This window comes from Aquimarina atlantica (assembly GCF_000626715.1).
In the GTDB taxonomy this organism is placed as follows: Bacteria; Bacteroidota; Bacteroidia; order Flavobacteriales; family Flavobacteriaceae; genus Aquimarina; species Aquimarina atlantica.
The window spans coordinates 215,588-230,991 of sequence record NZ_AQRA01000001.1; the positions used below are offsets into that span (position 1 = coordinate 215,588).

Here is a 15,404-nt window from a genome sequence, read left to right on the forward strand (position 1 = left end):
TGTTATGTTATTTTTCAGAAGTATAATTTAGTTCGAATACCTCCAGGTTAAAATAGGGTATGGCAGATAATAAATGATCAAAAATGTCTGCCATTATCTGTTCATAGTTTTTCCAAACTTTATTATTACTAAAGGCATATATTTCTAGAGGTGTTCCTTGTGCAGAAGGTGGTAATTGACGACTCATAATTGTCATTTCCTTATTGATAAACGGGTGGTTTTCTAGATATAACTCTACATACATTCTAAAAACACCCATATTAGTCAGGTTTCTTCCATTCATCAATACGCTTTTATCAACCTTAGATTCTTGATTATAAGAGTCTATTTCTTGTTGAACAGTAGTGAGGTAACCTTCAATAAGTTCAATTTTTTTTAATTTATTGATATCATCTTCAGATAAAAATGAAATGCTCGATGTTTTGATTAACAATGCTCTTTTAATTCTTCTTCCACCAGAGTTCATCATACCTCGCCAGTTCTTAAATGATTGCGATGTAAGATAATACGTTGGTATTGTCGAAATCGTTTTATCAAAATTTTGAACCTTTACCGAAGATAGGTTAATCTCGATCACATCTCCATCGGCTCCATATTTTTGCATAGTGATCCAATCTCCAATTCTCACCGTATCATTTACTGCTACTTGTATACTGGCAACAAATCCAAGGATGATATCTTTAAAAATAAGGAGAATTACGGCAGACATCGCACCAAGTGCTGTTAAGAATGTCCATATTGATTTTCCTGTCATCGACGAGAATACCAGAATAGCTCCTATAAACCATACAAATATCATAAATACCTGTACATAACTATCAATAGGTTTATCTTTAAAGGAATCTAAAGATTTTAAAAAATCTCTAAACGTTCTAAGGATGCTTCTTAAAATCCATATGGTTAATACAATAACCATAATGTTAAACAGGATTTCAAGATATTTTTCTGCTGTAGGAAAAGCAATAAACAGCATAGGAACAATCCATATGGTTAGAGACAATGGTACTATATGTGCCAGGTAATCAAAGGTTTTATTTTTTACCAAATGATCATCGAAGGTATTTTTAGATTTTGAAGCATAGCTTTTAAAGATCGCTACAATAACTTTTTTCATTACAAAATCTAATACAAAAAGAACAACTGCCAGGATGCATATCCCGATAAGAAGGTTTAAGTATTCTGCTGTATGTTCTGAAATACCTTTTGAAATCAAAAGGTTGTAGAAGTAACGGGTTAAATCTTTCATGAATATCTGGTACTAAAATTCATGCAAAAATAGGATTCTAGCTTTTGATACAATATATAAAATGAAAGATTTAACTTTTTTTAAAAATATAGAGGAAGTAAGAAGTTCAGAAAAGTTTATTTTTCTATAATGTAAAGCAGAGCCGAAAGACAATCATCTTTTACTCTAGGTATATTTCGACTCTGCTTAATATGACAGAATGGTTGTTTTTTTAGATGTTACTTAAACAATCATTCTACTATAATTAACTATAAAATAGTACTATAATTTATAGTTTAGTGATACATTAAACATAGTACCTAATTGACTAAAATGGAAACCATTATATGTCATTTGAGAATACCTTTGGTTAAAGGTGATTAAATTAGAACGGGTTTTTAATTCTGCTGGATCATTCAGAAGTGCATCACCGGCAGCGTTAAGAGATTTAAACTCCCATTCTGGTAAAACGTTTAATAGATTGTTAACGTTTACAGATACAGTAAATTTATCTGTAGCATTAAAATCAATACCTAAATCCGTAACGATTTTTGGAATAAACTCAGTTTTTAGATTAGGACCTAAACCTTGTTGTCTAAATTCTGTTTTTCCGAAATATGTATTATTTAAGTTAAAACCAAATTTACCGATATTGTAACTGGTTCCCAAAATCCATTTGGTCTTTGGCCTAGAGGTAAAGAATAAAGCTTCCTGAGTTAGGTTAACGACAGATTGTCCAGCATTTGCAACAATTGCCGGGTTCTTAACATCTCCATCTCTTTCGTTTTCTATTGTATAATTTCCAGATAAACTAAATCCAAGAGAACCACCGGCAAGACCTATGTTTTTATAATTTGCAACGACATCTATACCAGAAGTTCTTGTGTCTAATGCATTAACAAAAAAGCTGAGATCATTTAGATTATTATTATTTAGTAATTGATCAAGGTTGGTATTACCAATACTATTACCAACGGCATCGGTAGCAGTTTTTCCAATTTCTGTACTTAGGACAATTCTATCTTCAACCTGAATATTGTAATAATCAATAGTGAAGTTTATATTGTTGTTAATCTTAGCTCCAATACCCACAGTTATATTTGTAGATTCTTCTGCATCTAATTGTGGAATATCTAATAATTTTGCTTGAGGTGAAACATTATTTATTAGTCCACCAACTTGAATTCCCGCTCCTGGAACAAAACTGTACTGCGCTTTTTGAGTATAAATTTGATGAAGTGTTGGTGCTCTAAAACCTGTAGAGATAGAGGCTCTTACTGTTAATTTGTCTTCTAAAAATTTGTAACGTGAACTCAATTTCCATACAAAAGCGTCACCAAAATCACTATAATCTTCTAATCTAACAGTACCATTAACCAAAAAATCTTCGGTAATATCATATGCTACATCCAAATATCCACCAAAATTATAACGGTTAAAAGTTCCTGAGTTTTCGGGGCTATTTCCTGCAAAAGAATCGGCACCACCACCATCATACGAGGCAAGATCTCCTTCAATAATTTCAAAAGTTTCTGTTCTAAATTCTGCTCCAAAACCAACACTAATTTTATCGGTAATCAATTTTGCAATATCAATATTCCCTACGCTATGCCTGAACCCAGTTCCTCCGGGGTCAAATGATATAGGACTATTTTCTCTATACAATTCAGAACCTTGTGTGAGTTCACCAGGATCTACAGTACCATTGTCGTTTGAATCAATCCATGTAGATGGAGAATATACTGTATTACGATTGTGTGAGTTATTTACTTTGTAGGTTTGTGTGTTACCACCAGTAGTATAACTTAGATCATAATTCCAACCATTTCTTTTAGTTTTAAAACCAATAGTAGCATTGTAATCGTTAAGATCTCCTTCAAAAGTAGGTACATACCCTACATATTGACCATTTGGGCCATCAGGGAAAAAATCTGCCAGATAGGGAAAGTCTGTTAATGTTCTCCAATATGGAGTTCTATAGTTAGCAAAACTATTTACTTTTTTATACACATAGGCGGCATTCAAATAGATCTGTGTATTTTTACTGATATCATATCCACCATTTACCAAAAATTTTGCTGCAGATGTTTCTGGTGACCCATTAATATTTCCGGCATCTGGCTTAAGAGCTAAAAACTGATCAACATCTGCTCTCCCTTGTGTATTAGCAGCATTTATTTCTGCTAGCCTGGTAGTATGATTAGGAGTACCTACATAGTTATCTATGAATTCTTGCTGAGCTTGCTCTGCAGTAAGACCTGTTAGGATAGCTCCCCCGTCTAAAGCTTGCCCTCCTGCATCTAAATAACTGCTGTAGCTATCAGGATCTGTGAACACAAAATCATCAAATTCTCCTTGTGCATCTACAGTTCCTGGTCTGTTAGCCAGGCTTACCTTAGAGAAATCTACAGTATAGTTAAAAAAACCTTTATCTTCTCCTATAGAACTACCATTATTTAAGCTAATTCCGATCGTTTCTCCATCGCCTTCAGATGTAATTCCTGATCTAATAGTCACCGAACCTTCTTCGGGGCTGTCTTTTAGAATAATATTCATCACACCCGCGATAGCATCAGAACCATATTGTGCAGATGCACCATCTCTTAATATTTCTACTCGTTTTATTGCATCTGTTGGTATTGCAGAAATATCTGAGCCAGTTTCACCTCTTCCCGGAGAGGTTTGAGTATATAGTAAAGCACTTAAGTTTTTACGTTTTCCATTAATAAGAATTAAGGTCCTACTAGGCCCCATATTTCTAATCTCGTAAGGATCTAACAATGAAGTAGCATCATTTACTGGTGTTTGAACGGTATTAAATGATGGTATTTTATATTGTAACGCTTTATCGAATGTAATTTGACCAGTAGAGGTTAATTCTTTTGCTGGTAATACGTCGACAGGAAGTGAAGAAGTGGTATTACTTCTTGGTAGAGCTCTGGATCCTACTAAGATAATCTCTTCTAGTTCTGCTCCACTACTTAGTGAGATATTGATTGTCGTTTGGGAATTTACAGGCACTTCTTTAGAATTAAAGCCTACATAACTAAAAACGAGAACAGCTTCGGGATTAACTTCGATGCTGTATTTACCATCAAAATCGGTTGTAGAACCATTACTGGTTCCTTTTTCAATAATGTTTACTCCAGGTAACGGGGAACCATCTGCATCAGAGACGACTCCAGTTACTGTCTGTTGCGAAAAGCACAGACTTGTGGATAGTACGATTAAAATAAATGCGAGTTTTTTCATGTAATAATTTGTGTTTAAATGAATGTTGGTTTAAAATGATTGTCGGCTAAATATATTTAAAAATGATAGTATTTAACATAAAGTTTTATGAATTTTTCAAAATATATGTGAAAAAATCATAAAAAAATATGTTTTTTTTACTTTGAAAACCTCAGGAATTTGTACTTGAAATATATAGTGATAGAAGTTGTTCTAGTAGAGGATTAACCACGTTTTGCTGCGGTGTTTTAGGTATAAAAGTGATGGGGTGATATAAGACATTACAAATTATTATTAAGAAATATGATTATGTTGTATTAAGAAAGTTTTTGATATGAAAAAAAAATAAGTATGAGGGCAAAAGTAAAAAGACCGCTTAAAGCGGTCTTTTAATATATAATATTAGGTGTTTTTTAGAAGTTAAAATCTAATCTAGCATAGTAATAAGCTCCACCAAATCCCATTTGAACAGCATCCCAGTACCCACCAGCTTCAGTTTCTCCATCGTTTTGTTGATCAGGATACTCATTAAAGATATTGTTTCCTCCTATAGTAAATTTTAGATTTTCTGTTAACTTATATCCCACATTTAGGTCAGCAGTAATTTTAGCACCATAGACATCTTCTGTGTCTGCAAAATCGATAAGAACAATCTCACTAAAATGTGTTAAGCCAAGTCCTGCATTAAACTTATTTTTACTGTAATTAGCATTAAATGAAAACTTACTTTCTGGAGCAGAAGCTAATAAGAATGCTTTTTCTCTTCTTCCAAAAAAGATCTCTTCTGGTAAATCAGTATTTACCTCTTCAATAGTCATATTATTAATATTTCCAGCTAGTGTTGCCGAGATGTTACCAAAATCGAAGTTTCCTTTCCAGGATAATATTAAATCTAAACCAATAGTTTCTGTATCTACACCATTAGCAAAGAACTGCGCTTCTGCTACGTTTGGTATTTGAGGGGCGGCAAATGTTCCTGTTAATACAATTCTATCTTTAACATTTATATAATACCCATCTACGGTAGCAGTAAATCCTCCAAAAGTTGCTGTGGCTCCTAAGGCTCCATTTAGTGCTGTTTCTTCATCGAGTTGATCAATTCCAAAAGAAGCTGTTACAGGGCTATTGTTGGCAGATAATAAAGTTTCTGTTGCAACACCACCCTGGAAATCAGTAAATCTAAGGTTGTAGTATATCTGGGCTAGAGAAGGAGCTCTAAAACCGGTACTTACAGATCCGCGAATATTAACACCTTCTGTAGCTTTAATTCTAAAAGCTAACTTACCATTAGTAGTACTTCCAAAATCACTATATTCTTCAAATCTTCCGGCAACTCCTAATAAAAAACTATCAGAAATATCTAATTCTGCATCTGCATATATAGAGAGGTTAGATCTTGAGCGATCTACTTCGTTTGCAGGGCTATATCCAGGGAATCCCTGTGATCCACCTGGTCTCAATTCTCCAGAAAGAGGATCTGTAGGCTGTATTTGATTTGCGGGATCTGTAATGGGTAGACCATTTACATCATATGTTGCATAAGACCCTTCTTCACCAGCAAAAATTTCAAAATTCTCGGTTCTGTATTCTGTACCAAAAGCAATGTTTAATCCTTTAAGGATGTTTGGATAATATTTAGAAAGATCAAGACTAGTTGTATTTTGGCTTAAACTATGTCCACCAGCATCAAAATCTGTTGGTGAAGAACCTTGCAAAGAGGCGTTTAAAGTTCCTTTGATGAAATAATGAAAGTTATTTTTACCCCAGGTATTATTAATATCAATTTTCCAACCGCCTTTAGTTTCGGTTCTAACGCCGGCAGAAACAGAATTATCAATGATATTCGATGTTATTCTTGGTGTAAAACCATTCGAATAGATTGAAGGTACCACACGCTCTCCGTCGTTACGTGTAAAAGCAAAAGCGTCTGTATCACGATAATTTCTTCCTCCAAAAGCGTAGATTTCAGTTTTTTCAGATATTGGGATTGCAGCATTAGCAAAGAAATTAAAACCATCTATTGCAGCTTCACCAAAACCTCTTCTGAAATCAAAACCAGGTCGTAATGTTTTGTTTTTACTAAGGTATTCTGTAGTAAAGTTAGCATAACCGCCTTCTCCGATCTCTACCCCATAATTGGCAGTTATTTTTACAGATCCTCCATCAAAGTTTCTATCATCAGCAATGATGTTTCCATCATTTTCGGTATCCAATCGATTTCCGTCGGTATTAGGAGTTCCGGCAGGAAAATCTCCTTTGGCATTTGCATTATAAGCACCATAACTAATACTTCCGGTTAATTTATTAACATTATCTTTTAGAACAATATTAATAACACCTGCGATAGCATCAGAACCATATTGCGCTGCAGCACCATCTCTTAAAACTTCAATTCTTTTAATAGCAGATGCGGGAATGGCATTAAGATCGGTTCCAGAATTTCCCCTTCCACGGGTTCCAAAAACATTAATTAAAGAAGAAGAATGTCTTCTTTTTCCGTTTATTAAAACCAAAGTTTGATCTGGCCCAAGACCACGTAATGTTGCTGGATCTATATGATCTGCTCCATCTGATCCCGATTGCTTATTTGCATTAAAAGAAGGAGCGGTATATTGCAGGAGTTCATTAATTTCTATTTTACCACTTTTGGTGATAATATCCTGCATATCAATAATATCAATGGCAACAGGAGTATCGGTTGCTGTTCTCTTTGGGCTTCTGGATCCAACCACAATAATAGTACTTAGTGATTCTCCTTCGAGGAGGGTGACATCTATTTTTTCTTGTGTTCCTACTTCTATTTCTTGTGTCTCAAAACCAATAAAGCTAAATACAAGAATAGCATTTGGGTCTACAGCAATTGAGTAGTTTCCTTGATTATCTGTTGTAGTACCTTTTGCAGATCCTTTTTCTATAATATTTACATAAGGTAACGGAGATCCTGAAGAGTCAGTAACTGTACCTGTTATTACTTGTTGACTAAAGCACCAACTGGTGAATAAGCAAAATAAAATGAGTGTGATTTTTTTCATAAAAAATGTTTATTTAAGGTGATTGTGTCCTTAAATATATCTAAAAGGTTGGTATTTAGCATAAACTCTCACGTGTTTTTTAATTGGATTCCTTATTTTATTGATGATTGTAGTGCAAAAAAAGAAAAGGCAAAATGGTATTTAAAACCTAAAAATATGTTCATTATGTATAAACTAAGGGCGTAAGAATTTACATTGGTGTTTTACACCCTTAATTTGTCTAAATATTTAATGATTTTTAGTACTTATACACATGGAGAATTCCAAGGTAATGCGCATAAAGGAGCGCTCCACTCACCACCACAAGCGAGACAATCTCTTTCGTTTCTCGGCCATCCAGAACCCTTAATAATCTGAAGTTGTTTTCTGTTGAGCTTCTGGACTCCTTTAAAATTTAAAATTGTTTGTAACATAATTTTGGTTTTAAGGTTTATACTATGATTTTAAATCATCACCTAAATTTAGGTTTTTCAAATAAAGCTGTGCCAATTATTTGTCATAAATTATTTATAAATAGAAGTTTACATGGATAGTTCTATATGGCAAACACCATAAAAAAACCGAATCCTATTAGAGATCCGGTTTTTAATTATTAATTAATATTGTTTAATATTTAGTTTTCTTGATATTTATATACAATTGTAGTTACTTCATCTATTTTAGCATCATACATTTCTAAGATGAAATTTTTATTTTCATCAAAATATCCTAAACAGTTATCATTACCTCCAGAGTTTACAATATAGAGCCCCTTTCTAAGTGGTCTTACTTTAGCAACTTTATCTCCCGATTTATTTAAAAAAGTTACGATAAAACCTTTTTCATCGGCAACTTTGGTATAACCAACCATATCAGAAGTAGTTTCAAACTTTTGTACTACTACTTCATCATCTTCATAAGTGGCTGATTGATTTTCGGTCTCACCATCGGAGCTAAGCTTTATTTTACCTTTTTTGGTAATAACTTCCTGTTTTTTAATAACTTTTTCTTCACCATTAGGCCCTTTAATACGAATAGTTTTAGTTACTGTTTCTTGTGAAGAATTTTGTTGATCTTTTTTCTCGTCTGATTGTGCGTGGTTAACAGCAATACATAGCATAAATACTGCTGTGATTAGAGTTTTTAAAGTTTTCATTTGTTAATTTGTTAGATATAAATTTACAAAAAAACTAAAATATGCTAAAATCTAAATATCTTAATTGGTAATTTTTGTTATAAATTATTTATTAAATAATCTTATGAATCTGTACTTGTTTACTATAGATGAATAGCATTATCTTTGCACTCTTAAAAATTGGGAGTAAACTATAAAAAATATCCCAACCATTATTAATATACGTACCATGAAAGCAGGAATCGTAGGGTTACCAAATGTTGGAAAATCAACATTGTTTAATTGTTTATCTAATGCAAAAGCACAAAGTGCTAATTTTCCTTTTTGCACCATAGAACCCAATATTGGGGTTGTGAATGTACCAGACCCCAGATTAGAGAAATTAGAAGAATTAGTAGTGCCCGAACGAGTAATCCCTGCAACGGTAGAAATTGTGGATATTGCTGGTTTAGTGAAAGGAGCAAGTAAAGGAGAAGGACTAGGGAATCAATTTTTAGGTAATATTAGAGAAACAGATGCTATCATACATGTATTGCGTTGTTTTGATAATGATAATATTGTTCATGTAGATGGCTCGGTAGACCCAATTAGAGATAAAGAAACGATCGACATAGAATTGCAACTTAAAGACCTGGAAAGTGTAGAAAAAAAACTGGATAAAGTAAAAAGAGCTGCCAAAACCGGTAATAAAGAAGCACAAAAGGAAGAAGCAATTTTACTAAAACTTAGAGAAGGATTAGAAGCTGGGATATCGGTTAGAGCCATTGATATTTCTGAAGATGATCATGCAGCATATGTTAAGCCGTTACAGTTTATAACAGATAAACCAGTACTTTATGTCTGCAACGTAGATGAAGGAGCTGCTGTCGATGGAAATGATTATGTGAAAAAAGTAAAAGAAACTGTAGCATCAGAAAACGCAGAAGTAATAGTATTAGCCGTAGGTACCGAAGCTGATATTACCGAGTTAGATGATTATGAAGAGCGCCAATTATTTTTGCAGGATATGGGATTAGAAGAAGCAGGAGCATCTGTATTAATTCGTGCAGCATATAAATTATTAAACCAACAAACGTATTTTACTGCTGGTGAGAAAGAAGTAAGAGCATGGACTGTTAATATAGGAGCTACCGCACCACAAGCAGCAGGAGTGATTCATACCGATTTTGAGAAAGGTTTTATACGAGCAGAAGTTATCAAGTATGATGATTTTGTAAAGTATGGTAGCGAATCCAAGGCGAGAGAAGCAGGAAAGCTTGGCGTAGAAGGAAAGGCATATGTTGTAAATGATGGAGATGTAATGCATTTCTTATTTAATGTATAAAAATCACTTTGTTGATTTATAAAACCTTTTCTGGTAGTACCAGAAAAGGTTTTTTTGTTGGGTATCGTAATTAGAAAGTATTTAGATTTTTCAAAAATAACAATACTGCTATTTTTGAAAAATGCAAAATAGTAAGTTATCCTCGTACGGAATTGCACTGGCAATTGTTGGTATCGTTTTATTCTCTGCAAAAGCAGTATTAGTCAAATTAGCGTATAAATTTGAAATAAGCTCAGAACATTTATTATTGTTTAGAATGTTGTTTTCTTTACCAATATATATTGTACTGGCCTTATATAAAAAACCAGTAGAAAAAAATAAAATTAGAAGAATAGATTACTTGTGGATTTTATTTTTTGGATTCGTTGGGTATTATTTAGCAAGCTATTTTGATTTCTTAGGATTGCAGTATATTAAGGCGGGATTAGAGCGAATAATTCTTTTTATTTATCCAACACTGGTTATTATTATTTCTCGTATTTTTTTGAAGAATATAATAACCAGGCAACAACTATTAGCTATTTTACTAACATATATAGGTGTGATCGTTACATTTTGGGGAGAGCTTCAAATTGAAACTACGCATATTATTCTAGGTGGAGCCTTGGTTTTTTTAAGTGCATTAACCTATGCAATTTATCTCGTAGGGAGTGGATGGTTAATTCCTAAGTTTGGTGTAGTAACTTTTACTTCATACGCAATGATAGTATCATCTCTATGTATTATTATTCAATATTTAGTTTTTGATAGGCAAAATATAGTGAACTATCCGTTAGAAGTATATTTTATTTGTATTGTCATGGCAATCTTTTCTACAATTATACCTTCGTATTTGGTGTCTGCAGCTATTGCTAAACTCGGGGCTTCTAATTTTTCGATTATAGCAAGCTTAGGACCTGTATCTACAATTTTACTGGCTTATTTTCTTTTGGGAGAAAACTTGTCAATAATACAGATAATTGGAGCTGCAATAGTGATTCTGGGCATATATGTAATCTCAAAGAAAAAATAAAATATGGTAAAATCTATTCGCCTATAAAAAGTTTCAATGTTGTTTTTGAACATTTTTTAATGTTTTTTCATTAATTTAACACTCTAATTAGTAAGTGTTTACTTACGTTGATGGGGATTGCTTTCCAAAGAAAAGATTGGATAAGTAAATTAGATTTGTAATATTTATGAGTAAAGGGGGCTTAAGGATAGTAGTACTGTACTGTTTTGTATTTATTAGTATTGTTGGTTATGGACGAATAAACGATAATACTGATGACAACAAAGCGGCATCAGTAGAAAAATTCAGTAGAGGAAAACCAAAACCGGTAGAGGGTAAAAAAGTAAACTTTGATGATGATATATATCAAAGAGAACTTGAAAACAATAAACAAGAAGTATACTTAGAAGAAATAGCCAGAAAAAATACTATTATTAATATATTATTGGTTAGTCTCGTTCTGGTACTAATAATTTTAATTCTATTCTATAGAAAATATAGAATGAGGGAAAAAAGTAGTGATGCTTTAAAAGAAAAAAATGAACAGCTTATTGAAGCAAAGGCAGAAGCTGAAAAACTTACCAATACAAAATCACAATTTATTTCTACTGTAAGCCATGAACTTAGGACTCCTCTTTATGGTGTGGTTGGGATTACTACACTACTGTTAGAAGAAAAAGATATTTCGACAAAGCATAAGAAATTGCTTAGTTCATTAAAATTTTCTGGAGACTACCTTCTGGATTTAATAAATAAAGTATTGAAAATAAGTAAGATTGAGTCTAATAATGAAAAACTTACTAAGACGCCTACAAATCTGCTTAAGCTTTCTCAGAACTTATTGTATTCTTTTGAGTACCAGGCCAAAAATAAAAATAATGAACTTGTTTTAGAAATCCCTGATGAACTACCCGATGTACTAAATGTGGATTCTCTTAAAATATCAGAAGTTCTAATTAATCTGATCGGAAATTCATCAAAGTTTACTGAAAATGGTAAGATATGGCTTAGAATAAAAATCCTCTCTATAGAGAATGAGATGATTACTATTAGATATGAAGTAGAGGATAATGGTGTAGGAATTCCAGAAGATAAAAAAGAGTTTGTATTCGAGAAGTTTTCTCAGGTAGGTAGAGAGTTTAATAAATCTGAAGGAACAGGATTAGGCTTATCTATTGTTAAAAACCTTTTAGAGATGATGGATAGCAAAATTTATTTGGATAGTAAAGAGGGCAGAGGAACCAAGTTTCATTTTGACTTACAATTAGAAATTATAGATGAAAAGGAAGAGAAAGAAATAGATTCAAATAACAATAATATCAATACGGTTTATAGACGAATATTGGTGGCAGAGGATAATAAAATAAATCAAATTGTTACCAAAAACCTTTTAAATATAATAGGGTACGACTGTACTATTGTAGAGAATGGTTTTAATGCTTTGCAAATGGTTAAAAAAGAAGATTTTGATCTTATACTTATGGACCTAAATATGCCCTATCTTAATGGAACAGAAGCTACCAGACGTATACGAGAATTTAATGAGGTAACACCCATTATTGCTCTTACTGCCTCAGAGTTAAGTGAAGTACAAGAAGAATGTATGGAAATAGGAATGAATGATATTATTAATAAGCCATTAAATAAGAATGATCTTAAAAACATCATAACAAAACATTTGTTGCCTTAATTTTTAATGAGAAGGATATATTTCATTAATAAATGAGATAACATTTTTCACCACAATTTCTGTACTTTCTTTATGTGGTGTATGCCCAATATCAGGAATTAATAAAGCTTTAGAGTAACCCGATGTGTTTTTTACAATAGAATTTACCTGATCCAGTGTTCCGTACTCATCTTTTTCACCCTGAATTATTAGAGAAGGACATTTAATTTTAGGCAAATATTCTTCAATATTCCAGGATTGAAAAGATTCAGAAAGCCACGTCTCTGTCCACATTCTAAAAACAGCTTCAGTCTTATCTTCATGGTATCTATATAGTTTTTCTTTAAGTGAAGTATTTCGATATGCAAGAACCGCTGCCTTAATGCCATTAATGGTTTCTTGTTCTACAAATACATGGGCCCCTTCGGTAATAATACCTGTAATTTTTTCTGGAAACAATGCTGCAGTTAATAAAGCAATGCTACCCCCGTCACTATGACCAAATAATATCACATTTTTTAACTCTAGATTCTGTATTATTTTCCCTAGAACATATGCTTCTTCTTTTAAGTAATCGTTATTTCTTTTAGAAGTAATAAAAGGAGCAGATTTACCATACCCCTGGCGGTCATAAGAAAGAATATTGCACCTTGTTTTTATTGCTATTTGTTTGGGGAAATCTTTCCACAATTCAATGCACCCTAAAGAGTCATGTAAAAAAATAATAGTTACTTTTTCTGATGCTAGTGACTCGGGGTATTGAGAGAATTGTAACCGATGTTTATTAATTATTAAATCCAAAATAATGGTTTTGTTATAAAAAGTGCTAAAAATAAGCTAAAGTCTATGCAAATTGTATATTTTGCGTCATCAAAATTGACACACTAGACATTTTTTTGAGTCTAGCTAAAATAAATAGTTAATCCAATACAATGAAAAAAACATTAGCCAAGATTTCCATTGGTGTATTATTAATTGGTTGTGGAACCAGTAATCCTACAAATGATATAGCAACAAATGTACCTATAGCGACTGCTATAGATTTAACTCAGGTAAAAGATGATAAAGTTCCGGTTACAATAGATCCAGGACGCTTTATTCAGGATACCGTAAACTATCGTATTCCCAAGGTGGTTCAAGGTACTTATGCTGTAAGTGATTTTGGAAAATTTGTTGATGATTTCAAGGCTTATGATTATCAGGGAAATGAAATTAAAACAGAAAAAAAGGATACCAATACATGGTTGATTACAAACGCCAAACAGCTTGATAAAATTAGCTACCTGGTTAATGATACTTATGATATAGAAAATACAGATATCGGTACACCTTTTTCTCCTTCTGGAACCAATATTGAGCCAGAAAATTATGTGTTAAATCTTCATGGGTTTATAGGATATTTTGATGTACTGAAAAATAATCAGTATGCTTTAGAGGTAAAAGCACCATCAGAAATGAAAAGAACTTCTGCTTTACCTAATGCAGGAACAACAGTTAGCGAAGATAAAACGGTTACCACAGATAAATATTTGGCAACACGATACTTCGAGATTACAGATAATCCTATGATGTATGGTAATCTTGATGTCGAAGAATTTATGGTTGGAGATATCAAAATTGTACTAAGTATATATTCGCCAAATAAAGTACATACTGCAGCTAAGATAAAAGAAACTGTATTTAAAATGATGAAAGGGCAAAAGGCGTACCTTGGAGACATCAATAGTACACCTCGTTATGATATATATTTATATTTAGCACCAAGTACCGAAAATGCTCCTACAGGATTTGGAGCATTAGAGCATCATACATCTACTGTAGTAGTGTTACCGGAACAAATGCCTGATGAAGCGTTGGCATCTGCAATGATTGATGTGGTTTCTCATGAGTTCTTTCATATTGTAACTCCGCTTAGTGTGCATTCTGAAGATGTACATTACTTCGATTATGACAAGCCCACTTTTTCAAAACATTTATGGATGTATGAAGGAGTAACCGAATATTTTGCAACCTTATTTCAGGTTAACCAGGGATTGGTAGAAGAGCAGGAGTTTTACGATAAAATCATGGGAAAAATTCAGAGTGCAAGTGGATTTGATGACACCATGAGTTTTACGGTGATGAGCGAGAACATACTGGATCAGCCCTATGCTTCTAATTATGTTAATGTATATGAAAAAGGAGCATTAATTGGTATGTGTATCGATATTCTGATGCGAGAAGAGAGTAACGGAAATCGAGGGATTTTATCTTTAATGAAAGAATTATCTCTTAAATATGGTAAAAATAAACCTTTTAATGATGATAGCATTATAGAAGAAATTACGGCAATGACTTACCCTGCTATAGGTGAATTTTTAAAAACCCATGTAGTAGGGAAAACACCTATTAACTATGAAGAATTCTTCAAAAAAGTTGGATTATCTGTAGCATCAGAAAGAGTAGAGACCAATTATATCCAAAATTCGGGAGTTTTAATCGTAGCCGGAAACCAGGAAAAAGGTACAATCTTTTTTACAGATTTAGTTTCTGACAATAGTTTCTGGGCAGACAACGGTGCAAAACCTAATGATGATATTGTAGAGGTGAATGGTACAAAATTAACATTACAGAATGCTAATAATGTACTTGGTTCAACTTTTCAATGGCAAGAAGGCGATGATATTGAAGTTAAACTTAATAGAGCAGGAGAGGAAGTTATTATTAAAGCTAAAGTAACCAAATCCTTTACCAAAGGAAAGAAGCTTAAAGTAATTAATGATTCTACAAAAGAACAAACAGCGCTTAGAGAAGCATGGTTAAAAGGATAGGTTTATAA

General features: G+C 32.8%; 10 protein-coding genes. 4 read left to right on the forward strand and 6 right to left on the reverse strand.

Going from position 1 to position 15,404, the window contains the following annotated elements; translation table 11 throughout:
* Positions 1 to 7: 7 nt before the first annotated feature.
* The 5 genes from ATO12_RS00970 to ATO12_RS00985 form a co-directional block, all read right to left on the reverse strand.
* A complete protein-coding gene (locus tag ATO12_RS00970; RefSeq protein ID WP_034237833.1) occupies positions 8 to 1,246 on the reverse strand; it encodes a mechanosensitive ion channel family protein in 1,239 nt (412 codons plus the stop codon).
* A 261-nt stretch (positions 1,247 to 1,507) separates the two neighbouring features.
* The gene (locus ATO12_RS00975) at positions 1,508 to 4,477 is read right to left on the reverse strand and encodes a TonB-dependent receptor (protein ID WP_051575512.1); all 2,970 of its coding nucleotides are present in this window, start codon (positions 4,475 to 4,477) and stop codon (positions 1,508 to 1,510) included.
* Between the two features lie 392 nt (positions 4,478 to 4,869).
* Positions 4,870 to 7,488: a TonB-dependent receptor gene (locus ATO12_RS00980; protein ID WP_034237834.1), complete on the reverse strand. Its 2,619-nt coding sequence runs from the start codon at positions 7,486 to 7,488 to the stop codon at positions 4,870 to 4,872.
* Between the two features lie 245 nt (positions 7,489 to 7,733).
* Positions 7,734 to 7,901: a hypothetical protein gene (locus tag ATO12_RS25840; protein WP_165583305.1), complete on the reverse strand. Its 168-nt coding sequence runs from the start codon at positions 7,899 to 7,901 to the stop codon at positions 7,734 to 7,736.
* A 200-nt stretch (positions 7,902 to 8,101) separates the two neighbouring features.
* Entirely contained in the window at positions 8,102 to 8,623 is a 522-nt protein-coding gene (locus tag ATO12_RS00985) for a hypothetical protein (RefSeq protein ID WP_034237835.1), read from the reverse strand.
* A gap of 208 nt (positions 8,624 to 8,831) precedes the next feature.
* Between ATO12_RS00985 and ychF the strand changes: the two genes are divergently transcribed.
* From ychF to ATO12_RS01000, 3 genes are all read left to right on the forward strand, one after another.
* Entirely contained in the window at positions 8,832 to 9,926 is a 1,095-nt protein-coding gene (gene ychF / locus ATO12_RS00990; RefSeq protein ID WP_034237836.1) for a redox-regulated ATPase YchF, read from the forward strand.
* Positions 9,927 to 10,047: 121 nt separating this feature from the next.
* Complete coding sequence (locus tag ATO12_RS00995) at positions 10,048 to 10,938, forward strand: DMT family transporter (protein WP_034237841.1); 891 nt, start codon at positions 10,048 to 10,050, stop codon at positions 10,936 to 10,938.
* Between the two features lie 166 nt (positions 10,939 to 11,104).
* Entirely contained in the window at positions 11,105 to 12,607 is a 1,503-nt protein-coding gene (locus tag ATO12_RS01000) for a response regulator (RefSeq protein ID WP_051575513.1), read from the forward strand.
* A gap of 3 nt (positions 12,608 to 12,610) precedes the next feature.
* Here ATO12_RS01000 and ATO12_RS01005 read toward each other — a convergent pair whose 3' ends face one another.
* Complete coding sequence (locus ATO12_RS01005) at positions 12,611 to 13,387, reverse strand: alpha/beta fold hydrolase (RefSeq protein WP_240486087.1); 777 nt, start codon at positions 13,385 to 13,387, stop codon at positions 12,611 to 12,613.
* Positions 13,388 to 13,518: 131 nt separating this feature from the next.
* Here ATO12_RS01005 and ATO12_RS01010 point away from each other — a divergent pair, with 131 nt between their 5' ends.
* Positions 13,519 to 15,396 (forward strand): M61 family metallopeptidase, encoded by a 1,878-nt coding sequence (locus tag ATO12_RS01010; protein ID WP_034237845.1) that lies wholly within the window; start codon positions 13,519 to 13,521, stop codon positions 15,394 to 15,396.
* Positions 15,397 to 15,404: the final 8 nt, after the last annotated feature.